Origin of the sequence: Rhizobium johnstonii 3841 (genome assembly GCF_000009265.1) — a bacterium.
Taxonomy (GTDB): Bacteria; Pseudomonadota; Alphaproteobacteria; order Rhizobiales; family Rhizobiaceae; genus Rhizobium; species Rhizobium acaciae.
The window spans coordinates 2,100,474-2,123,525 of the sequence record NC_008380.1 but is presented as its reverse complement, the minus strand read 5'-3'; the positions used below and the strand labels follow the sequence as shown (position 1 = coordinate 2,123,525).

The window sequence follows — 23,052 nt, the reverse complement described above, 5'->3', positions numbered from 1 at the left end:
GACCCCATCAACCGGGAGTTAACCGATGGTCCGATCCCGGAAAATTCTCCGCACAAGAGCGTATTTGCCCAATTATTGAGCTTGCGGCCCGATCGATCAAAAAATAGTATCCCTCAAATCCTGGGGGTATGATCCCGATTGCCAACGCCGCTTTTCACAGAAGGACATTGCTCATGAAGGCCAGACGTTTTGCCCAAATCCTGTCTCTTGCGTTGCTTGCCGCCGTCGGCAACACCGCCGCGGCCCATGCGCAATCGAAGACGCTGACCATCTCCTGGTGGGGCTATAACGGCGAGAAGATGAATGCGAACATCATCACGCCGTTCAAGAAGATCTGCGGCTGCGAGATCGTGTTCGAAACCGGCAACAATGCCGACCGGCTCAACAAGCTGAAATTGCGCGATGGCAAGGGCGTCGATGTCATCTATCTCACAGACAGCTTCTCGCAGCTCGGCATCGAACAGGGACTGTTCCAGGAAGTCGATCCGTCGAAGATCCCCAACCTCGCGGATAGCTACGAGCTGGGCAAGGCGCCTCAGGGCAAGTACGGCCCCGCCTATACGATCGGTCGCGTCGGCATCGTCTATGATTCCGCCAAGGTCAACCCGCCGATCACCGCCTGGGGCGACCTGTGGCGCGACGACCTGAGGAGCTCCGTCTCCTTGCCCGGAATCACCACCACGGCCGGCCCGCTGGTCGTTCTGGAAGCCGGCAAGCATGGTGGCGCAGATGCCTATGAAGACACCGACAAGGCCTTCGCGGAAATCGAGGCGCTGAAGCCCAATGTCGTCAAGAACTACAACACCGGCTCGGAGCTGGTGAACCTGATATCAACAGGCGAAGTGCGCGTTGCGCTGGCCCAGGACTTTACCTTGGCATCGATGCAGGCGGCCGTTCCGACGATGACATGGGCCAAGCTCAAGGACGGCGATATCGCCACGCTGAACACCGTGAACATCCCGAAGGGTTCGGAAAATGTCGAACTCGCGCATCAGTTCATCAACTTCATCCTGTCGAAGGACGTCCAGCAGGCTGAAGCCGAACAAGGCGTCGATGCGCCGATCTCGACCAAGGTCAGCCTGACGCCGGACCAGGCGAAGATCTGGACCTATGGCCCGGATATGGTGGCAGGCCTCACCCGCATCGACTATGCCAAGATGAACGCTGCCAAGGCCGACTGGATCGACCGCTGGAACGAAGTCTTCGGCCAGTAAGCTGCCCCGATATCCCGGCCTGCGGCCGGTTTATTGCCAGACCTGGAAGCGCCGCACATGATGCGGCGCTCCTGATATCAGGACATGCCACGAGTTTCGAGATGAAGCATTTTGCCAGATGGGGATTGACGATGCCGGCAACGATTGCCGTCGTTGTGCTTCTCATCATTCCCGTCGCCATCACCATTGCGGCGACGTTTGCAGAGCCGAAGGGCATATTTGCGCCCTATGTGACATTCTTCAGCAGCGGCTTTCGACGGGCGGTTCTTAATCGGACGCTGGAGGTCGCCCTTGTCACGACGGCGATTTCACTCACTGTGGGTTTCATCACGGCCTATGTGATCGCGCAGATGCCCGGTCGCGCAAAGAGCATCATGATCGTCGCAGCGGTTTTTCCGCTGCTGACGGGTGTCGTCGTCCGATCCTTCGCATGGCTGATCATTCTCGGGAAGAACGGCATCCTGAACGCCATGCTGATCTCGACCGGCATTATCGGGGAGCCGCTTTCGATGCTTTATACCGAAGGCTCGGTGATCGTCGCCATGGTCTATCTCTTCGTTCCCCTGATGATCCTGACGCTTGTTGGCGTGCTTGAAGGCATCCCGCGCGATCTGATCGATGCCTCCGCCTCGCTCGGCGCGAGGCCGTTAATGACATTCTTTCAGGTGATCCTGCCGCTTGCGACACCCGGCCTCATCGTCGGCGCGGTCCTGGTCTTCACCGGCAGCTTCACCTCCTATGCGACACCGCAACTGCTCGGCGGAGAAAAGCAGATGATGATGGGGACCTTCCTCTACCAGCGCGCCATGGTGACCTTCGATTGGGTGGGCGCATCGACGATCGCCGCCATCATGGTGGTACTGACGCTCGGCGTCGTCCTCATCATGAGCCGCATCGCACGCCGGCTCAATCCGATGGCGGTGTGATGGAGAGGCGCATTCACCCGATCCTCGCCGCCTTTGCGGCCTGCGTTTTCTTCTTCCTGCTCGCACCGCTCGTCATCATCGTCGGTGCGGCCGTCAGCGACACGACCTATCTGACCTTCCCGCCGCAGGGCCTGACATTGCGGTGGTTCGTCAATATCTTCGAAATCGAGGCCTTCCGCACGACCGCGATCACCAGCCTGCAGGTCGCCTTTCTCGGCACGGCGCTCTCCCTGCTGATCGGCGTCCCGGCGGCCTATGCGATCAACCGCTATCGGGTGGAATTGCCGCGCTGGCTTTCCACCATCTTCGTGCTGCCGATCCTGGTGCCGGAGATCGTCTTCGGATTTTCGCTGATGAAATCCGTCACGATCGGCCTCGGGCTGCCGATCTTCATCAGCCTGCTGGTCGGCCATGCGCTGCTGATCCTGCCCTATTCGGTGCGTGTCGTCGGCGCCAGCCTGGCGGCCTTCGATTTTTCCGTCGAAGAGGCGGCGATCAGCCTCGGCTGCCCACCATTGAAGACCTTCCTGACCGTGGTCCTGCCGAATATCCGCGCCGGGGTCATTGCCGCCTTCATCCTCGCCTTCATCACTTCGATCAACGACGTGTCGGTTTCGGTCTTCCTGACCGGGCCGGGCATCTCGACGCTGCCGATCCAGATCCTTGCGCATATGGAGCAGTTTTTCGATCCGACGATCGCATCGGTCTCGGTGCTGCTGATGTTCGTGACAGTCGGCGTCATGGCCGTCGTCGAGGCCACGCTCGGCCTCACCTTCCTGACAAAGTAGAACGCTCTTGACCGTATCCCTTACCATCGATTCCATCTCCGCCCATTACGGCAGCACGCAAGTGCTCAAGGATCTGTCGATCTCAATCATGGCCGGGGAACTGGTCTCCCTGCTCGGCTCCAGCGGCTGCGGAAAGACGACGACATTGCGCCTCGTGGCCGGTTTTCTGCAGCCGAGCAGTGGCAGCATCAAGCTCGGCGAGCGCGACCTGACCGGACTTCCCGCGCATGCGCGCGACATCGGCCTGGTCTTTCAGAACTATGCGCTTTTTCCTCATCTGAGCGTCCAGGACAATGTCGCCTTCGGCCTGAGGCAGCGTCGTATTCCCCAGCCGGAACGGGCGAAAAGAACGATGGCGATGCTAGACCGCGTCGGTCTGTCGGCCTTCGCCGACCGTCTGCCGTCGGCCCTGTCAGGCGGCCAGAAACAGCGTGTGGCGCTCGCCCGGGCGCTGGTCATCGAGCCGCCGCTTCTGATGTTCGACGAGCCGCTTTCCAATCTGGATGCAAAGCTCAGAATCGACATGCGCGTCGAAATCAGGCAGCTCCAGCGCGCCAATGGCACGACGTCGCTTTACGTCACCCACGACCAGGAGGAGGCATTCTCGATCTCCGACAGGGTGGCGATCATGAATGCCGGGCGCATCATGCAGCTCGACGCGCCGGAGGTGCTGTACCGCCAGCCGGCCAATGCCTTCGTCGCCCGTTTCGTCGGTTTCGAGAACCTTGTCCGCATGAAAGTGACCGGGCGCAGCGGCGCGCTGGTGACGGCCGAAACGAAGGGCGGAGCACGGCTGCAGCTGTCGCAGGACACATTCGGGCCGATCAAGGACGACTTCGTGCTGGCTTGCCGCGCAGACGGTCTTGCCGTCAGCCGTGATGGCGATGGCATCGCGGCCGTGCTCGGCACGCGCACCTATCTCGGCCGGGCCTATCAGTACAAATGCATGACATCAGCTGGAGAGATCACCGCCAATGGCGCGCTGTCCGACCCGCTGGAAACAGGGGCGTCAGCAGTGCTGACGCCTGTAGCAGAGCAATGCTGCATTCTCGATCCGGAAGATTGAAACGCTGAGGAGAGACGATGACTAGTGCCATGGACCAAGATATCGATGCCGTTCTTGCCCATGTGGACAAAAGCCTCGATGGCAGCCTGGCGCGGCTTTTCGACCTGATCCGCATTCCGAGCGTCTCGACCGACCCGGCCTATCGCGATCACTGCCGCACTGCTGCCGAATGGCTGAGCCGGGATCTGGCTGCCATCGGCTTCGAAGCATCGGTACGCAAAACGACCGGCCATCCGATGGTCGTCGCCCATGAAAAGGCGGCATCCGGACCGCATCTGCTGTTTTACGGTCATTACGATGTCCAGCCGGTCGATCCGCTGGCACTGTGGACGAGCGATCCGTTCGAGCCGCGCATGGAAGCCTTGCCGAATGGCGATACGGCGATCGTCGCGCGCGGCGCGTCCGACGACAAGGGACAATTGATGACCTTCGTCGAAGCCTGCCGCGCCTGGAAGAGCGTCACCGGGAAGCTGCCTGTGCAGGTGAGCGTGCTGTTCGAAGGCGAGGAAGAGGCCGGCAGTCCGAGCCTCGCGCCCTTTCTGGATGCCACGGCAGACGAGTTGAAGGCCGATGCGGTTTTTGTCTGCGACACGGATATGTGGGATCGCGAAACGCCTGCCGTCACGACGATGCTGCGCGGTATCTTCAGCACGGAAATCGAGGTCACCTGCGCCGATCAAGACCTGCATTCCGGCATGTTCGGCAATGCCGCGCGCAATCCGCTGCAGGTGCTGTCGGACATCGTTTCGAGCCTGCGGCGCGCCGATGGCGGCGTCGCGGTCGAGGGTTTTTATGATGGCGTGAAAGAGCTCCCGGACGCCATCAAGGCGCTGTGGAAAAGGCTGCCCTTCGACGAGGAGGCCTTTCTCGGCGATATCGGCCTGAAAGATCCGGCCGGCGAGGCAGGCCGTTCCGTCCTCGAACAGATCTGGGCGCGGCCGAGCTGCGAGATCAATGGCATGAATGGTGGTTATACAGGCGAAGGCTTCAAGACGGTCATTCCGGCGAAGGCAAGCGCCAAGATTTCGTTTCGCCTGGTGGAAGGACAGGATCCCCAGGCGATCCGCGATGCCTTCCAGCGGCACGTGCGCGCACGTATCTCTCAGGATTGTTCGGTCAGCTTCAGGGATTACGGGCTTTCGCCGGCAACGGTCATGCCGATCGACAGTCCGTTTCTCACCAGAACGCTTCAGGCGCTTTCGACAGAATGGCAATGCGAAGCGGCCCTTGCCGGCACCGGAGGCTCGATCCCGATCATCGGGGAATTCAAACACCGGCTCGGATGCGATGCCCTGCTGGTCGGCTTCGCCCGCTTCGACAACCGCGTCCACAGCCCGAACGAAAAATATGATCTCTCGAGCTTTCATAAAGGAATACGATCCTGGGTCCGCATCCTGGCGGCCCTCGCCGACTGACGCGAGTGTGCCGCGCCGCGCAGCTTTTCGGGAGCCGCAAATGACGCTGTAACACTTTGAATTGCTGCAGTATGCAGTAGGTATGGTGCAGCAAAGCCCCACATCACCATCGATACCGAGGCAGCAGAGACCACCGATGACGATAACCGCTCCCCGCGATTTCCTGAAAGCCCTGTTTGACGCAGCGGTTCGCGCCGCCGATCCGCTGACCGGCATCAAGGCGCATCTGCCTGAAAGGCCGAAGGGAAGGACCATGGTGATCGGCGCCGGCAAGGGCGCGGCGCAGATGGCGCGGGCGCTCGAAAGCGTCTGGGACGGAGCGCTCGAAGGTGTGGTGGTCACCCGCTACGGCTATGGCTGCGAGACCCGCGGCATCGAGATTATCGAGGCCGCCCATCCGGTACCTGATGCGGCTGGCCTTGCCGCCGCGAAGCGGCTGACGGAGACGGTGAACGGGCTGACGGAAGACGATCTGGTGATCGCGCTGATCTGCGGCGGCGGCTCGGCGCTGCTGCCCGCCCCACCGGACGGGCTGACCCTTGAAGACGAGATCGCGCTCAACGAAATGCTGCTTGCCTCGGGCGCGCCGATCTCGGCGATGAATGTCGTGCGCAAGCATCTCTCCACCATCAAGGGCGGCAGACTTGCGGCAGCGACCGAAGCGAGGGTCGTCAGCCTGATCGTCTCGGATATTCCCGGCGACAACCCAGCCCATGTCGCCTCGGGGCCGACGGTGCCTGATGGTTCGACACGACACGATGCGCTCGAGATCATCAGGCAATACGGATTGCAGCTGCCGCAGGCCGCATTCGACCATCTCAACTCGCCGAAGGCCGATGCACCGCGGCCGGACGATCCGGTCTTCTTGCGGCACGCGCATCACATCATCGCCTCCGCCGGTGTCTCGCTGGCGGCGGCTGCCGCCCTGGCAAAATCGCAGGGGATCGAGCCGGCTATCCTTTCCGATGCGATCGAGGGGGAATCGCGCGACGTGGCGCTGGTGCATGCGGCCATCGCCCGCGAAGTGTCGGGCCGGAACAGGCCGTTTCCAAAGCCGGTCGTCATCCTTTCCGGCGGCGAGACGACGGTGACGCTGAGAGCCAAGGGTGGCAAGGGCGGACGCAACGGCGAATTCGCGCTCGCCATGGCGCTTGCGATCGACGGACAGGAGGGCATTCATATCCTCGCTGCCGACACCGACGGGATCGACGGCTCGGAGGATAATGCCGGCGCCTTTGCCGATGGCGGCACCGTGAGGCGCCTGCGCGCCGCCGGGCTCGATCCGCGCCGGTTGCTCGACGGCAACAACAGCTATTCGGGCTTTGCGGCCACCAGCGATCTCTTCGAAACCGGCCCGACCGGAACCAATGTCAATGATTTCAGGGCGATCCTGATCCGTTAGAGCAATTTCAGGCAAAGTGCGAGGCGGTTTTCCGTCCGGAATTGCGTAAACAAAAGCAGCCGGCCGCCGGCGGCGCTCGCGGATCACGTCTCGATCCGCCCCTGCCCGACCAGCCAACCCACGGATTCCTGCACCGCCTGCAGGGAGGTGTATCTCGGAGTGTAACCGAGCAGGCGTCCGGCTTTTGCGATCGAACAATTCGGGCTACGGGCAATATGTTCCCAGGTCGCCTTTGCATCCTCAGCCGTCTGACTTTCGGCCCAGGCGTCGAATGGGGCGAAGCTGAGATTCGGCTCGTGCCCGAACCAGCGAGACATGGATTCGGCATAACCGCGAAGGGTCAATGCCTGCTCCGAAACCGCGTGGAAACTTTCGCCGGTCGACGCATTCCAGTTGGCGATCGCATCCATGAACATCGCCGCCACGTCATCGGCATGGACGTGATGAACGGTCTCCAAGCCGAAATGGGGCAGCGCCAGGGTCTCTCCGCGGGCAAGGGTTGAAAAGACCTGCAGGTTGAAATTGCCGGCCGGATTGAGCGGCGTCCAGCCGGGACCGACAATGTGCCCGGGATGGATGATGGTTGCCGGAAATCCGCGAAGCCTTGCCTGCTGCAGCAGATAGGTTTCGATAGCCGCCTTCTGCGTCCCGTAATCGCCGAAGGGAAATTTCGGCGTCTCCTCCAGCGTCGGTACGACCGTCGAATGGCCATGCGTCCAGATCGTGCCGGTATGCAGGAAGTGACCGACATGCCCCGACAGCGCCGTCACCAGATGCTCGGCACTTTCCAGCGAGAAGCAGATCATGTCGATGACGATGTCGGCTTTCACACCACGCACGGCCGGGCCGAAATCACCCGTCTGCTCCATGGCTGCCCGATCCATCTGACGCTGATCGACGGCAGCCCAGGCGTGGTTTGCCGTATAAGGCTTTGCCGTGCCGCGGCTGATCGTGACGACGTCATGACCGGCATCCACCAGACGGGGAACGAGATAGGTTCCGACATGGCCCGTTGCCCCGATTACCAAAACCCGCATCATCGTTCCTCCCTTGGTATTTCCGTGTCGAATATGCTGCGCCCTCAGGTGATCCTGCAAGCAGACTTTTCGTGATCAAAGGGCTGGACCGCGCCCCCTATCGATTCCTGAACACTAGGCAGGTGCCGCCATGTTTGCGGATCTGGCTGCAGAGGTTGTTGGCTTCCATGCGCGTCTGCCGGCCGATGCGGGCGGCATAACGTGGGCGAAAACCGAAGCTGCGATCGCGCTGGCGCAGGATCAGCGGCTGCTCCGCATTCAGGGGCGCGGGCAGATCCTGCACGGCATCAAGAAACATGCGCCGGGCCACCGCGACATTCGCATTCGCCGCAAGCTGGACGCCCCAGGGCGCCCATTCACCCTCCTGACGCCAGGGCGTGTCCTTCAAGGTCCGTCTCTCCGCAAGCGTCACGCAGCCATCGAGGAAGGACTTGTCCTTGTCGAGCGGGGCGGCCGCATCTTCCGGCGGGTTATCCTTCCATTCCTCGACTGTATGCGCGGTGATTGCCAGGACGTAGCCGCGCGTCTCGTAAGGTAATCTCCCTGACGTTAGGTAAGAGGAAAGTCCGTTTTCGCCGGTATTATAGGCGGCGGCGGCAAGGCCGAGATTGCCGAAACGATTGCGCAATTCGTCGAGATACTGCGCCGATTTCCGCAGAGCTTCCAATACCTGGTAGCTGTCTTCAAGACCGCGCAGTTTCGCCGTTCCGGGCATGAACTGCGCAATCCCCTGCGCTCCTTTGAAGCTGACTGCATCGGGACGAAAGGTGCTTTCTCGCCAGATGAGACGGGCGAAATAATCCGCTGGCAAGCGATTGGCGTGGGCGAAATGCTCGATCGCGACGCAAAGGTCGTAGTTGAAACTGTCTTTCCGGATGCAGAGTGTCTCACCCGATCCCGCCGCCGAAGGTCCCGAATACAAGCAGGCCGGCGACCCGGCGCTCCCCTCAGGCTGGGCCTTTACTGTGTCCATGGCGGGAAACAGAAGACAGAGCGAAAGCAAGGCCTTCGTCGATCTCCTCGCAATGTCGGACTGACGCTTTCGACGTATCATCGGATCTCGGCGGGTTCGAACTTCCATCGCGACGCTGGATTCTAGATACCATTGATAAAGGCGCGACGCTTCCCCCCCATTTCCATACCTGCACCCGAATTGGTGCCGGGACGGTCACAGGTTTCTATTTTCGCCACCGATTTTGGAACAAACAAATTCGACCTGCCATGGTCGTAGCGTCATCCTGATTGCCAGGAAATCCCGAGCGAACGAGGATAAGCAGATGATTGATCTCCACTACTGGCCGACGCCGAACGGCAAGAAGGTTTCGATCTTCCTGGAGGAAACCGGCACGCCCTATCGGCTGGTGCCGGTCAATATCGGCCGGGGCGACCAGTTCAAACCCGATTATCTCAGACTCAACCCCAATCACCGCATGCCTGCCATCGTCGATCACGCGCCTGCCGATGGCGGCGGTCCGTTGAGCGTCTTCGAATCCGGCGCCATCCTCTTCTACCTCGCCGAGAAGAGCGGCAAATTCTGGCCGCAGGATCTGCGCGGCAAATACGAGGTCACGCATTGGGTGATCTGGCAGATGGCGAACCAGGGGCCGAAACTCGGCGAGGCCGGTCATTTCCGTCGCCTTGGTGATCGCGAAGGCGACCAGTCTTATGCAGTGCGGCGCTTCACCGACGAAGCCAACCGCCTTTATGGCGTTCTCAACATGCGGCTTCGCGACCGGCGCTATCTGGCCGGTGACGAATTCACCATCGCCGACATCGTCAGCTATCCCTGGACCGTCAACTGGCAGGCACAGGGTCAGGACATCGACGAGTTCAAACACTTCAAGCGGTGGTTCGAGGAGGTCGGCGCAAGACCCGGCGTCCAGCGCGGCCTTGCGGTCGGCGCCGATCTTAGCACCGACAACAGCAAGCTCTCCGAAGAGGAACAGGCACGCATCCGCAAGATCCTCTACAACCAGCGCGCCCTTCCCGTTCCGGATTGAGCACCGGCCCGGCCAAGGAAATTCGCTTCTCCGAGCTTCGCCTTGTTCAGGCTTTTAACGGACCTGCCTTGGCGGTCGCAAAAGCTCTTGCACCTGCATCGCGACCAAGGATAACCATATAGTCACAACCGAGCGGCAGTCAGCCAGAGGCCGGTTCCGGTTTCGCGGCGTTGCAAATCACCTGCCCGAGGGGCCAGGCGGCTTGGGTAGCAGCTGGCGTTGCGACTTGGGGTGTGAGAAGCAATGGCAAGACCTGTAATCGGCATCATCGGGAACGCCCGCATCATCGAAAGCCGCTTTTCGACCCAGCTTGTCGGAGAAAACAATTTGCGGGCCGTGGCCGATGTCGCCGAAGCGTTGCCGCTGATGTTTGCCGGCAATCCTAAACTGGCCGATATCGCGGATCTGCTGGCTGTTGTCGACGGCATTCTGCTGACGGGTGCCAGAGCCAATGTCCATCCCAGCCGATTCAACATGGTGCCGGATCCCAAGCATGAGCCTTATGATGAGGATCGTGACGGGCTGGCACTGCCATTGATCGAAGCCTGTGTCGCGCAAGGCGTTCCTGTTTTCGGCATATGCCGCGGTTTTCAGGAAATGAATGTCGCCGCCGGCGGCTCGCTGCATCCCGAAATCCGGGAATTGCCCGGACGCATGAACCACCGAATGCCGCGCCTGGAGACCGGTGAGATCCATCCCGACCCTACCATCGTTTTCGGCGATCGACACGACGTTCAGCTCATTGCGGATGGGATGTTTGCGCGGATCCTCGGCCGGGAGACGATCCGGGTGAATTCCCTGCATGGACAGGGCATCCTCGAACTCGGCGAGAGGGTCGTTGCCGAAGGCATTGCCGAGGACGGGACGATCGAGGCGATACGGTTCAAGGACGCGCCGGGATTTGCGCTCGGTGTGCAATGGCATGCCGAATACGATCCACAAACCAACCCTGTTAATCGTGCGCTGTTTCAGGCATTCGGCGATGCGGTGAGAGCCCATAAAGCCATCGCTTAGTCTGATCGGTAAAAAGCCGCCGCGAAGTGCTTTCGCGGCGGCTTTTGGAATGGCTTGAGAGCAGTAGTCAGGCCGTCGGCTGCTTGGTCTTCCTGAGATAGGGCAGAACCGTATCGAAGGAGCCGAAACGCGTGATTGCGTCTTCGTTGGAAACCGCGGCGGTGATGATGACGTCCTCGCCCTGGTTCCAGTTCGCCGGTGTGGCCACCTGGTGCTTGGCCGTCAGCTGGATGGAATCGATGGCGCGCAGGATCTCATTGAAATTGCGACCGGTAGTCATCGGATAGGTCAGGATCAGCTTGATCTTCTTATCCGGACCGATGATGAAGACCGAACGCACGGTGGCGTTGTCGGCAGGCGTGCGGCCTTCCGAGCTCTCGCCGGCGCCGGCCGGCAGCATGTCGTAGAGCTTGGCGACCTTGAGGTCCTTGTCACCGATCAGCGGATATTCGACGTCGAAGCCGGTGGCGGTTTTGATGTCGTTCTTCCACTTGGCATGGCTTTCCACAGGATCGACGGAGATGCCGATGACCTTGGCGCCACGCTTGGAAAATTCCGCGGCCAGGCCGGCCATGGCGCCGAGCTCGGTCGTGCAAACCGGCGTGAAATTCTTCGGATGCGAGAACAGGACGGCCCAGCCGCTGCCGATCCACTCATGGAAGCTGATCGGTCCCTGCGTGGTGTCGGCGGTAAAATCGGGGGCAATATCGTTGATGCGTAAGCTCATGGTCGGCCCTCCAAAGCCTTGTGTTCAATTTTGTTTATCTCAAATCGAGGCCATGGGATCCGTCCGCCGGAAGCGGTCGCGACATTGCGGTCAACAGGATCGCACCGGCCGAAGGTAAAAACTTCCCATTCCAGGATTTTAAGTAAGTTATATACCACGATCACCGAAGGCATGCTCTTTCGATTTCCGGCCTGCTCCGGCATTATTTTTCCGGCAAGTGCGCGCGATGAAGAGACCGATGGTTTTTCCATCGGTCTCAGACCGCTGACAAACCCGTCGATTTTTCGGCGGGTTTTGTTTTTGCGGATTGGATTTTTTTGGCGGCATTGTTTTGGCGGAGGTGAAGAAGGATGTATCGGCTCACGCCATGGCTGGTTTTGGCGCTTTGGTGAGCGCCATTGCGATCTTCTTGATGTTTTGGGCGGCCGCAGCCAACAGGCACTGGCATGAGACGCGGGTGAGACTTCGGAAGCGGGCATAGCGATGCCCGTGAAGCTGCTTGGCATCGGCGAAGGAACGTTCGACCGTCTCCTTTCGCCGCTTGTAGATTGCCTTGCCCCAAGGGGTCAGGCGGTTGGCATCGGTGCGCTGGCGGGCATCGGCCCAGACATGGCGGGTGATGGTACGTGTCGCCGTGGCGTTATTGGTGCAGGAGGCCAACAACGGACAATCGCGGCAGATGGCAGGATCCGAACGATAGTGGCGATAACCGTTGCGGTCGGTGGTGGCATAGGCGAGCAGTTGGCCTTCGGGGCAGCGGTAACCGTCTGTCTCGGGCTCATAGCCGAATTTCGACTTGCGCATCATGCCGGCTCTGGGCGGGGTCGGATTACGATAGCCGGTGACACCGAGGATGGTGCGGTCTTCAAGACCCTTGGCGATGCCGGATGTCGCATAGCCGGCATCCAGCCCGACAGCACCGACCTCGAAGCCGAACCGCTCACGCTGCCGGTCCAGCCGGTGGAGATAGACGATACTGTCATGCACATTGGCGGGCGTGACATGGGTGTCGGTGATGATCGCCAGCTTGCCATCCACCGTGCGGTGATCGAGGTAGAAGAAGCCCTTCGGCTTGCCGTCGCGCACCATGTAGCCGCTGTCGGGATCGGTGCGCGACACCTTGGTTTCCTTCACCTCCGCCTCGCGCTCTTTTTCCTTCAAGGGCTTCTGGCCGTGGAGTGCCCGCTCGGCCTCAATCGCTCGGTCGAGGTCGGCCCAGTAATCGGAACGCGACTTTTCGATCATCGCAAGATCATATTTGCCCTTGTTGGCATTCGCCTTCAGATGCGTTGAATCCGTATAAAGCACCGTGCCATCCACCAGGCCATGACGGATCGCCTGCTCAACGATATGATCAAAGATGTCCTGTGCAACCGAGGTGTCGTTGAAGCGCCGGCGGCGGTTCTGCGACAGCGTCGAGGCGTCAAACACACCATCCGTCAGCTTCATCTGCAGAAACCAGCGATAGGCGACGTTGACCTCGATCTCGCGCACCAGCTGACGCTCCGAGCGGATGCCGAACAGGTAGCCAAGGAACAGCGCCTTGAACATCAAGGTCGGATCAAGCGGCGGGCGGCCGTTGTCGGCGCAATAAAGCCCCGCAACCCGGCCATGGATGAAGGAAAAGTCGATCACCGCATCGATCTTGCGAAGCAAGTGATCCTTTGGCACCAGGCTGTCGAGCGTCACCATCTCAAGAGCCGTCTGGGCGGGGGCAGGTTTCTTCAACATGTCCCAATGAATCACAAACCCCTGGACGGTGCCAGGGGTTTGTCAGCAGTCTGAGACCGATGGTTTTTCCATCGGTCTCTTCAAAATCTGCAGGCGACCGCCCTGCCTCTCGCTCAGGCGGCCTGGACCGATTTGATCCTGTCGATGCCGCCGACAACAGGCGCGAAATCGTCCCACACACCCTGGGCGCCCTTCTGCCATTCGTCGAAGGCTTCCGGCTTCAAGAGCTTTCCGCCATGGCCGAGCGCCGTCTCGACGGATTTGGACTCGTCGTCAACGATTAGCTGGTTGAAATAGGTGGCCCCTTCGCTGGAAGCCTGCTGGAACACCGCCTTCTGCTCGTCATTGAGGCCGGTCCAGAAGGTTGAGGCATAATAGATGACGCCGGATGCCCAAATGTGACCGGTCTCGGTCATGTCAGGCACGACCTCATAGAGCTTGAAGCCGGCATAGGCCGACTTGGTCAGGTCCATCGCGTCGGCGACGCCGGTTGCAAGCGCATTATAGGTCTCGGTGATCGGAATGCCGATCGGCGTCGTGCCGAATGCGCTCCAGAGCTTTGTGTGCAGCGGGCTCTGGATGACACGAATGCGCTTGCCCTTGAGCTGCTCCGGCCGCGTCACCGGTTCCTTGGTCAGGAGATGGCGGGCGCCGTAATTGATGAAATCGCCGACGACGAAATTCTGCGCCTGCAGTTTCTGCTTGAGATCGGCGCCGACATCGCCGCCAACGGTCCTGCGGACATGGTCGGCATCGCGGAAGAGGAAGGGCAGATCGAGGATCTGCAGTTCCGGCGCCCAGCCGGAGAGCGACGAGACCGTTGAAAGGCTGGCCTGGATGGAGCCGAGGCGCACGCCTTCGGCCACTTCCTTCTCGCCGCCGAGCGCACCGTTCCTGACGATATTGAACTTGAACTGGCCGGGAAGCTTCGCTTCGACCAGTTCGCCGATCTTCACCCAGATCATCGTCTCCGGCTTGTCGTCGCCGAGCAGCGAGGCGATCGTGATCGTCGTCGTGCGGGCAGCGGCCGTGCGGACGAAGGCGGGCGCAGCAAGAGCCGTTCCAGCGAGAGCTGTGGTCTTCAGGAAATCGCGTCGGTTGAGACTGTCCATGGGGTTGTCCTGTTTATGAGAAGATGATGGCCCAGACGCAGAGGATTGCGAGCGAGACCAGGAGAGCGAACAGATAGGGAAGGACCGCCCGAAAGAGCTCCGAGGCGGGAATGCGCGTGACGCCGCTGACGACGAAGATCAGCATGCCGAGCGGCGGCGTCAGTCCGTGGATCATCAGGTTGACGACGATGATCACCCCGAACTGAATGGGATCGATGCCGGCGGCAACCGCTGCCGGCAGCAGGATCGGGCCGAAGAGCAGGATCGCGGCGCCGATGTCGAGAACGAGGCCGACGACCAGCAGAATGACGTTCGACAGCAGGATGACCGCAAGCGCGCTGCCACCGAGCACGGTCGTCAGATGCGAGATCAACCCGGATACGTCGTCGACCGCCAGCAGGAAGGCAAAGGGGCCGGCCGTGCCGATGAGAAGGCCGATCGCTGCCGCCTCCACAGCCGCCTGACGAAAAGCGGCATAAAGTGAAATAATGCCGAGGCGCGCGCCGAGGCCGAGCAGCAACGTGTAGAAAGCAGCAAGTGCCGCGGCTTCCGTGGTGGTGACGATACCGATGCGGATGCCGACGACGACGATGACGCCGAGCCCGAAGGCCGGGATTGCCTGGACCGCCGATTGCCAGCGCTGTCTCGCGTTTGCGCGCGGCAAGGGCACTTGCTCACCTACGGTCAGATGAATGGCGACCGCCAGGCATATGGCCATCAGGCCGCCGGCAAAGAAGCCGCCGACAAGCAGCGAACCGACGGAGAGATTGGTCGCGGTCGCAAGGATCAGGAAGGCGATCGACGGCGGGATGACATTGTCGAGAACCGATGTCGAGGCGATGATTGCCGCCGCCTGCGCCGGCCGATAGCCGTGTTTGACCAGCTCGGGCTGGAAGGTCGATGCGCCGAAAGCGGCATTTGCGACCGACGAGCCGGAGGCGCCGGAAAAGAGAACGCTGGTGAGCAACGTCGTCTGCGCCAGTCCGGCCCTGCGATGGCCGACCATGGCGGCTGCGAAGCGCACAAGCTGATTGGCGACGCCGGAGGCAGTGAGAAGACCGCCGGCGAGCAGAAAGAAGGGAATGGCCAGCAGCAGGAATTTCGATATGCCGGTGACGGTCGAGGAGACGATCGCCGGCTCCGGCAGGCTGCTGCCGAAGGCGATGACGACATAGGCCGCAGCAAGAAAGGCGTGCGGCAGCGGTGCGGCGAGCGCGAGACCGACCGCGGCGATCAGTCCGAGGAAGATGCTCGGCGGCCAGTCGAGATCGAGCGAGACATGCGGGATGCCGGCATAGAGCCCGACACCCACGGCAAGCGAGAACAAAAACGGCAGGATCTTGCCTTCGGCGATGCGCTGCAGAAGCAGCACGACGAGGATCAGCGCGCCGCCGGCGCCGAGAAAACCGAAGCGGATCCATTCCGGCACGCCGAGCGTCGGCGAGACGCCGCCAAGCATCGTCATGATCTCGCTGCCGCCGAAGCTCAGGATCAGCGCCGAAAGCACGGTGAAGACGTCGGCGCCGATCCGCGTCACCTTCTGCAGGTTTTCCGGCAGCATCTTGACGAAGACGTCGAGGCGCATGGCAAGCGCACTGTTGAGACTGAGCGGCGCGCCGAGCGCAATCAGGCTGACATGCAGCCAGATACCGAGATCCTCGGCACCGATGAAGCCGGCGCTGAAGAAATAGCGCAGGCAGACTGTGACGAGGACCATGAAGAGCAGCACGGCGAGAACGACTGCCGCGGCAACGCCGAGAATCGCCTCGATCGCCCTCAAGGCGCGCGCAGCAAGTCCATCATCCAGAGCGGTCCGTTCGATCGAATGAAATTCGCTGGTGGCCACAAAACGTACCTTCTGACTTCCCTGCTGACATGGAACCGCGGCAGCTCCTTTTCGCCGAAACGATAGGTTTCCTCAAGCAGCGGATGCTGGAAAAGATGAAAGTATCGACAGCGGCCGATCAGGCCGGCTTCTGGCGGCCGTAGAGCAGGAGCATGCCGATGATGACGGCGCCGTAAATGAGCTGGCGGCCGGCTTCCTCGATCTGCATCACCGAGAGGATGGATTGCAGCAGGGTGATCAGGATGACGCCCGCCACCGTTCCGAGGTAGGAACCTTTGCCGCCGAGCACATGCGTGCCGCCGAGAACGACGGCCGCGATCGACGGCAGCAGGTAGGCGTCCCCCATGGATTGCGACGCCTTTGACGCGTAACCCGCCAGCAGAACGCCGCCGAGCGCGCTGAGCCCTCCCGAAATAACAAAAGCCAGAAGCGTAATGCGACGAGTATTGATGCCGGACATGTAGGCGGCGCGCTCCCGGTTTCCGATGGCGTAGAGCGACCGGCCGAAGGTCGTCCGCGTCAGCATGAAAACCGCGGCCAAACCCACGCATAGCCAGACGAGAACCCCGTTAGGGAGTCCCGGGATTGTGTAGCCGGTTGCCAGGAACCGCATGGCCGGCGTGGCCGAATCCTGCGGGGAGAAGCCGCCGGTGTAGACGACCATCAGTCCTTGCGCGACGGCATTGGTCGCCAGCGTGATGATCATCGAGGGAATGCGGAGATAGGCGACCGCCAGGCCGTTGACGAGACCGATCGCAGCGCCGCAGAAAATGCCGAAGGGGATCGCTAGAACCGAGCCGGTCGTACCGTAAGCCGTCGCGGCGCAGGCCATCATCGCACCTGTCGTCACGACCCATGGCACCGAAAGGTCGATCTGGCCGAGCAGGATGACCGCCATCATGCCGGTGGCGATGACGCCGAGGAACGAGGCCACCTTCAGCTGCTGCAGCAGATAATCCGGCGACAGGAAATTCGGCGAATAGATCGATCCGGCGAGCAGAAGCAGGATGATGCATCCGAAGGCGGTCGCCACCGCCGGATCGACACCGCGCAGGCGTGTGGGCACTCGAAGCTGCCGCATGAGGGACGCTTCCTCGCTCATTGAAACCACTCCAGCCGATTGCGGACCCTGGCAATCCCGATGCAGCCGATACTGATCGCCAGCATCAACACCACGCCCTGGAACAGCGGCTGCCAAAGCGGATCGAAATCGAAGACGAAGAGGAGGTCGCCGATCGTGCGAAAGGCCAGGGCTCCGAAGACAGCGCCGACGGCGCTTCCCTTGCCCCCCGCAAGGGAAACGCCGCCGAGCACCACCGCCGCGATCGAATAGAGCGTGTAGGCGTTGCCGCTCGCAAACGCCGCTTCGCCGGTATAGGAGAAAAAGGTGAGATAGAGCCCGCCGATCGCCGAAAGCAGTCCCGCCAATGCATAGGCGGTGAATTTCGCCCGCTTGACCGGCATTGCCGACATATAGGCGGCGTTCTCGGCCGAACCCACCGCATAGGCCGCCCTGCCGATCGCCGAGCGGCTGAACGGAACCCAGATGACGACAATGACGGCGAGGAGAACCACGAGGCTTGCCGGAACGATCCCAAAGAGCTTCGAGGTGAAGGCATCGGCCAAATCCTCGTTGACCGAGCCGCCGGGCGTCGGTCGCAGCAACAGCGCCAGCCCATAGAAGATCGCGCTGGTCGCGATCGTCGCCACGATCGGCTGCAGCCGGCCGAAGATGATGATGAGCCCGTTCAGCATGCCGCAGCCCAGCCCGGCGAGCAGCACCACGACGATGCCAGTTCCCGTCTGCAGCGGCGTGCCGACGACCAGCCAGGAGGCGAGGCAATTGCAGAGGACCAGAACCATGCCGGCCGAGAGATCGATGCCGGCGGTGATGACGACCAGGCATTGCGCCATGGCGACGAAGGCAAGCAGCGTCGCCTTGTTCGAAGCCGTCTGCACGACGTTGGGCGTGAAGCCCGCCGGGTGGTTCGAGACGTAGAGGGCGAACATGGCGACGAAGAGGAGTGCGGCAAACAGCGTTCCCTTCTGCTGCGCATACCAGAACCGCCGGTCGCCGGAAGCATGCTTGTTCATGGGGCAATCCTTTGCGCTGCGTGGTCGCCGGCGATGTTGAGAGCAGCGCCGATCAGCTCGTGCTCGTTGATCTCGGCGCCTTCGAGCTGGCGGATGATGCTGCCGTCATACATGACGAGCACGCGGTCGCAGCAGCCGATCAGTTCGTCGTAGTCTGTCGAATAGAAGATGATCGCCGCTCCCGCATCGGCAAGCTTGCGCAGCAACAGATAGATTTCCTGCTTGGTGCCGACATCGATGCCGCGTGTCGGATCGTTGAGCAGGATGATGCGCGGCCGGTTCATCAGCCATTTAGCGATGACCACCTTCTGCTGGTTGCCGCCGGACAGGGCGGCGACGGGCATGTCGATCGTCGCGGCCTTGATCGCCAACAGCTTGAACAGGTCGTCGATCTCGCGACGCTCGGCCGCCCGGTCGATCACGCCGTTGCGCGAGACGCGGTCGAGGGCTGCAATCGACAGGTTCTCGCGCACGGTCATCGGCAGCATCAGCCCTTCGGTCTTCCGATCCTCGGGGATCAGCGCCATGGATATGCCGCCGGACTTGGCATCGCGGGGGCTTTTCAGCGTCACCGGCCTGCCGTCGATTACGACTTCACCCTTCACATCGCGCAGCACGCCGAAGAGGGCCAGCAGCAATTCGCGCTGTCCCTGCCCGTCCAGGCCGCCGACGCCGATGATCTCGCCGGGCCTGATATCGAAGGTGATGCCGGAAAGCCTATCGCCCCAGGAAAGGTCGCGGCAGGAAAGGACCGGCATTACCTCTCCGCGATGCGCCGGTTTCGGCGGAAAGACATTGCTGTATTCGCGGCCAATCATCAGTTCCACCACCTGCTGGTCGGTCTTCGTGCCGGCCGGATAGGATTCGATGCTGCGGCCGTTGCGGAAGACCGTGCACTCATCCGCCAGCTGGGCGATCTCGTGCATGCGGTGGGAGATGTAGATTAGCGCCATTCCCTCGGCGCGCAGGCGCTTCAGCATGGTAAAGACCTTTTCGACATCCGACTGCGTCAGCGCCGAGGTCGCCTCGTCGAGGATCATCAGCCGCGGCTTGCGGGCAAGCGCCTTGGCGATCTCGACCATTTGCCGCCGGGACAGAGGGAGGTCCTTGACCAAGGCGGACGGATGAATGTCGGAGGCGCCGGCGCGCGCCAACGCTTCCTCGGCGATCCGCCGCTGCCTGCGCCGGTCTATCATGCCGAATTTCAGCGGTGGATTGCTGATGACGATGTTGTCGGCGACCGAGAGGTCGGGGATCAGCGAAAGCTCCTGGAAAACGCAGACGATGCCCGCCGCATTGGCGGCGGCCGGCGAGGCGAAGGCGATCTCCTTACCGTCGAGCAGCATGCGTCCTTCATCAGGCGCCACGACGCCCGCCATGATCTTGATCAGCGTTGATTTGCCGGCGCCGTTCTCGCCGAGGACGGCATGGATCGCGCCCGGCCGGATGGCGATATCGGCATCCTTAAGCGCGACGGCACCGCCATAGCGTTTCGATATGCCTTCCATGCGGAAAAGCGGTTCGGGCAAGGTCATGCATCCAGCCTCCATTCGGTCTATCACCTTCGAGATTGCGGGTGCGAACACCCGCAATCAGATCCGGAGGACGGCTGCTATTGGTTCTCTTTGGACTGCCCCATGATTTCCTGAGCGCTGAAATTAATGCCACAGGTGGGGAAGGAATTGCCGACGAAGAAGTTGTCGGACTGGGTGGGATAATAATCCTCGCCTTCCTTGAAATCAGGATCCGAAACAATCGCGGTCGGCAGCTTGACGGCCTGCGGCACGACCTGACCCTCAAGGGCTGCAATCGCCGTCTTGATGGCGACGGCGACCTGGGCCGGGCCGGTGCCGGCGGACGAGCACTTCAGGCCGTCGGCGGCATGGGCAGCGCAGAATTTGCGGAAGCCATTTTCCGTCTCACCGCCGAAGGGCACGAAGGGATGTTTGGCATCGATCATCGCCTGCACGACGCCGGTATCGCCGCCCTGGGCAGTGATGCCGTCGAACGGGCCGTTGGTGGCGATCGCGTCAGCGGTTGCCTTCTGGGCAACGCCGTCATCCCATTTTCCGACGACCTCGGTTACCGTGAACTTCTTGCCCGAGGCGTCCAAGGTTTCGTGGATGCCGTTGTGGCGATCCGTATCGACCGAGGTGCCGGCGACGCCACGCACTTCCAACACCTTGCCGCCGTTCGGCAGATGCTTCACCAGCCAGTCGGCCCAGAGGACACCGAGCCCCTTCTGGTCGACGTTGACATTGATAGCGTCCTTGGTGTCCAGGATATTGTCGAAAGCGACGAGGACGACCCCGGCCTCCTTGGCGCGCTTGATCACCGGCCCGAAGGCGGTCGGGTTCTGCGCGTTGACGACGATGGCATCATAACCGGCATCGATGAAGTTGTTGATGGCGGAAATTTGCGCCGGCACATCCTCGCCTGTGGAAACGACCTTGAACTCCTTCAGCTTGGCCGCGACATCGGGCTGGGCGGCGTAGGCCTTGGCCGTCTGCACCATCTGGATACGCCAGGTGTTGGCGATATAGCCGTTGGCGAGCGCGATGCGATAGGGGCCGTCCTTCTTCGGATATTGCAGGAACTGTGTGTCGGCTGCCCACGGCACCATGCAGCCGGGCTCGGCGGCCGGACCGGACACGACCTTCGGTTCCGCGCTGGCCGCGCCGCAGAGCAGGGCAAGCGCGGATACGGAAAACGCGGCAATGCGAGCCAATTTGGCTTCTTTCACCTTAAACATGAATGTTCTCCTCCTCAGGCGGACCGAGCCGCCTCTCCTATGCTTTGATTTGCATACTTGGTCCCGGAAGGCTCCACCCCGTCCCTTTCCGGTACAATTTTAGGTTAACATAGTTGACAGCGCTGTCAAATCGTATCTGCTAGCGCTGTCAACTACAACAACGAGAAAATATTCTCTATTTTTGAAGAATATGAGAATCAATATTATGGGTCGAATGGCGGGACTTGCATGCGGCGGATAACACTTGATGACGTGGCAAATCTTGCCGGCGTCAGCCCGATCACGGTTTCGAGGGTGCTGCGCAAGCCCGATGCGGTCTCGCCAGGCCTGCGGCTGCGCGTCGATGCCGCGGTCAAGGAACTCGGCTATGTGCCGAATATTGCCGCGAGCCGCCTCGCCTCCTCGCGCACGCATGCGATCGGCGTCATCGTTCCGACCCTCTACAACGTTATCTTCGCGGAATATCTGTTTGCGCTTCACGAGGTGCTGGTCGCCGCCGGCTTCCAGGTGATCGTCGTCAACAGCCGCTATTCCGAGATCGAGGAGGAAAACGCCATCAAGGCACTACTCGGGCAAAGGGTGGAGGCGATCATCATCGCCGGCACTCATCACACGCCGCTCTCGCGTCAGCTTCTCACCCAGGCTCGTCTGCCCGTTGTCGAGACCTTCGAGCTTTCTCCAAACCCGATCGACCTCAACATCGGCATGTCGCAGGAGCATGCCGGGCAGACGGCGACGCAGCACCTGATCGAACGGGGTTTCCGCCGAATCGCCTTCCTGACCGGCAATCTCGACCACCGCGCCCAGTCGCGTTTCGACGGCTACCGGCTGGCGATGCAGGAGGCGGAGCTGCCGAATCTGGAGATCATCGCCGAGAGGCCACGCCATAGCTCCGTGGCACTCGGCTCCGACCTCTTCGCCATGACGCATGAACGTGGCGACGTGCCCGAGGCGATCTTCTGCACTGACGACAATCTGGCGCTCGGCGCCATGCAGGAATGCCGCAAACGCGGCCTCCGTGTGCCCGATGACATCTCGATCATCGGATTTCACGACCTGGAATTCGCCGCCTGCGCCGCACCCTCCCTCTCCTCGATCGCGACTCGGCGTTTCGAAACCGGGAAACTCGCGGCCGAAAGGGTGCTTGCCGCGTTGAATTCCTCCGTGGTATCGAGGGCCGAGCAGATCGACCTCGCTTTTGCCTTGATTCCGCGCGAAAGCACGGCAATCTGATCATATATTGTGCATACTTAGTTTTTGCACACTTTTCAGGCTGGCGCGCTTGCCAAATTTGCTGCACTGCGCCATGAATATAGCCATGACGCATCTCGATCTGACAATTCTGGTGATCGACGAAAATGCCATTCGCGCCTCCATCATCGAAGAAGGCCTGCGCGAGGCAGGGCATGTGCGCGTCACCGTGGTCCACGAGGTCAACGGCATCGCGCGAATCATCGAAACGCTGATGCCCGACGTGATCATCATCGATATCGAGAATCCCAACCGTGACATGATGGAGCATCTGTTCCAGCTGACACGCACGGTCAGCCGTCCGATCGCGATGTTCGTCGATCGCTCCGACACGGCCTCGATCGAGGCTGCCGTCGATGCCGGCGTCTCGGCCTATATCGTCGACGGATTGAAGAAGGAACGCGTCAAACCGATCCTCGACATGGCCGTCAGCCGCTTCAATGCGTTTAACCGGCTACGGCGGGAGCTTGCCGATGCCCGCTCCGCGCTGGAGGAACGCAAGTTGGTCGAGCGCGCCAAGGGCATATTGATGAAGATGCGCGGCCTGTCGGAGGAAGAGGCTTTCGCCCTGCTGCGCCAGACAGCGATGAACGAAAAGAAGAAGATGTCGGAAATCGCCCAGAGCGTCGTCACTGCCGCGGGGCTGTTGATGTAATGGCCGACCTGATGAATTTCCG

The 23,052-nt window shown here is 61.2% G+C and carries 21 protein-coding genes; 10 read left to right on the top strand and 11 right to left on the bottom strand.

Annotated features, from left to right (window positions below; genetic code table 11):
* Positions 1-173: 173 nt before the first annotated feature.
* The 6 genes from RL_RS10445 to RL_RS10420 all read left to right on the top strand — a co-directional run bounded on the left by RL_RS10445 (position 174) and on the right by RL_RS10420 (position 6,811).
* Complete coding sequence (locus RL_RS10445) at positions 174-1,214, top strand: ABC transporter substrate-binding protein (protein ID WP_011651628.1); 1,041 nt, start codon at positions 174-176, stop codon at positions 1,212-1,214.
* 101 nt (positions 1,215-1,315) lie between these two features.
* Positions 1,316-2,140 (top strand): ABC transporter permease, encoded by an 825-nt coding sequence (locus tag RL_RS10440; protein WP_011651627.1) that lies wholly within the window; start codon positions 1,316-1,318, stop codon positions 2,138-2,140.
* A complete protein-coding gene (locus RL_RS10435) occupies positions 2,137-2,928 on the top strand; it encodes an ABC transporter permease (protein ID WP_011651626.1) in 792 nt (263 codons plus the stop codon). The genes RL_RS10440 and RL_RS10435 overlap by 4 nt, the downstream gene beginning before the upstream one ends.
* 7 nt (positions 2,929-2,935) lie before the next feature.
* The gene (locus tag RL_RS10430; protein ID WP_011651625.1) at positions 2,936-3,994 is read left to right on the top strand and encodes an ABC transporter ATP-binding protein; all 1,059 of its coding nucleotides are present in this window, start codon (positions 2,936-2,938) and stop codon (positions 3,992-3,994) included.
* A gap of 17 nt (positions 3,995-4,011) precedes the next feature.
* On the top strand, positions 4,012-5,409 hold the full coding sequence (locus RL_RS10425; RefSeq protein WP_011651624.1) for a dipeptidase: 1,398 nt from the start codon (positions 4,012-4,014) through the stop codon (positions 5,407-5,409).
* Between the two features lie 136 nt (positions 5,410-5,545).
* Entirely contained in the window at positions 5,546-6,811 is a 1,266-nt protein-coding gene (locus RL_RS10420) for a glycerate kinase type-2 family protein (RefSeq protein ID WP_041936285.1), read from the top strand.
* Positions 6,812-6,894: 83 nt separating this feature from the next.
* On the opposite strand, the gene RL_RS10415 is transcribed toward RL_RS10420, so the two are convergent.
* Positions 6,895-7,851 carry an NAD-dependent epimerase/dehydratase family protein gene (locus RL_RS10415; RefSeq protein WP_028742102.1) on the bottom strand — a complete coding sequence of 319 codons (957 nt, stop codon included), beginning with the start codon at positions 7,849-7,851 and terminating at the stop codon, positions 6,895-6,897.
* Positions 7,852-7,945: 94 nt separating this feature from the next.
* Positions 7,946-8,929, bottom strand: coding sequence for a lytic transglycosylase domain-containing protein (locus RL_RS10410; RefSeq protein WP_011651622.1), 984 nt, complete (start codon positions 8,927-8,929; stop codon positions 7,946-7,948).
* Positions 8,930-9,125: 196 nt separating this feature from the next.
* On the opposite strand from RL_RS10410, the gene RL_RS10405 reads away from it, so the two are divergent.
* Positions 9,126-9,848: a glutathione binding-like protein gene (locus RL_RS10405; RefSeq protein ID WP_011651621.1), complete on the top strand. Its 723-nt coding sequence runs from the start codon at positions 9,126-9,128 to the stop codon at positions 9,846-9,848.
* A gap of 243 nt (positions 9,849-10,091) precedes the next feature.
* Positions 10,092-10,862, top strand: coding sequence for a gamma-glutamyl-gamma-aminobutyrate hydrolase family protein (locus RL_RS10400; protein ID WP_028742105.1), 771 nt, complete (start codon positions 10,092-10,094; stop codon positions 10,860-10,862).
* 67 nt (positions 10,863-10,929) lie between these two features.
* Here RL_RS10400 and RL_RS10395 read toward each other — a convergent pair whose 3' ends face one another.
* From RL_RS10395 to RL_RS10355, 9 genes are all read right to left on the bottom strand, one after another.
* Positions 10,930-11,589 (bottom strand): peroxiredoxin, encoded by a 660-nt coding sequence (locus RL_RS10395; RefSeq protein WP_011651619.1) that lies wholly within the window; start codon positions 11,587-11,589, stop codon positions 10,930-10,932.
* A complete protein-coding gene (locus RL_RS10390; RefSeq protein WP_244432363.1) occupies positions 11,586-11,840 on the bottom strand; it encodes a hypothetical protein in 255 nt (84 codons plus the stop codon). The genes RL_RS10395 and RL_RS10390 overlap by 4 nt, the downstream gene beginning before the upstream one ends.
* A gap of 109 nt (positions 11,841-11,949) precedes the next feature.
* Positions 11,950-13,320, bottom strand: coding sequence for an IS1182-like element ISRle11 family transposase (locus RL_RS10385; RefSeq protein WP_011651618.1), 1,371 nt, complete (start codon positions 13,318-13,320; stop codon positions 11,950-11,952).
* Between the two features lie 113 nt (positions 13,321-13,433).
* On the bottom strand, positions 13,434-14,432 hold the full coding sequence (locus tag RL_RS10380; protein WP_011651617.1) for a TRAP transporter substrate-binding protein: 999 nt from the start codon (positions 14,430-14,432) through the stop codon (positions 13,434-13,436).
* Positions 14,433-14,445: 13 nt separating this feature from the next.
* Entirely contained in the window at positions 14,446-16,278 is a 1,833-nt protein-coding gene (locus RL_RS10375; protein WP_011651616.1) for a TRAP transporter large permease subunit, read from the bottom strand.
* Between the two features lie 118 nt (positions 16,279-16,396).
* Positions 16,397-17,380: an ABC transporter permease gene (locus RL_RS10370; RefSeq protein ID WP_003538873.1), complete on the bottom strand. Its 984-nt coding sequence runs from the start codon at positions 17,378-17,380 to the stop codon at positions 16,397-16,399.
* Entirely contained in the window at positions 17,377-18,372 is a 996-nt protein-coding gene (locus tag RL_RS10365; protein ID WP_011651614.1) for an ABC transporter permease, read from the bottom strand. The genes RL_RS10370 and RL_RS10365 overlap by 4 nt, the downstream gene beginning before the upstream one ends.
* Positions 18,369-19,907, bottom strand: coding sequence for a sugar ABC transporter ATP-binding protein (locus tag RL_RS10360; protein ID WP_041936284.1), 1,539 nt, complete (start codon positions 19,905-19,907; stop codon positions 18,369-18,371). Before RL_RS10360 ends, RL_RS10365 begins: the two co-directional genes overlap by 4 nt.
* Positions 19,908-19,984: 77 nt before the next feature.
* Complete coding sequence (locus RL_RS10355; protein ID WP_003538869.1) at positions 19,985-21,124, bottom strand: sugar ABC transporter substrate-binding protein; 1,140 nt, start codon at positions 21,122-21,124, stop codon at positions 19,985-19,987.
* A gap of 228 nt (positions 21,125-21,352) precedes the next feature.
* On the opposite strand from RL_RS10355, the gene RL_RS10350 reads away from it, so the two are divergent.
* Positions 21,353-22,357: a LacI family DNA-binding transcriptional regulator gene (locus RL_RS10350; protein WP_011651612.1), complete on the top strand. Its 1,005-nt coding sequence runs from the start codon at positions 21,353-21,355 to the stop codon at positions 22,355-22,357.
* 85 nt (positions 22,358-22,442) lie between these two features.
* Positions 22,443-23,030 (top strand): ANTAR domain-containing response regulator, encoded by a 588-nt coding sequence (locus tag RL_RS10345; RefSeq protein ID WP_018241751.1) that lies wholly within the window; start codon positions 22,443-22,445, stop codon positions 23,028-23,030.
* The last annotated feature ends 22 nt before the right edge of the window (positions 23,031-23,052 follow it).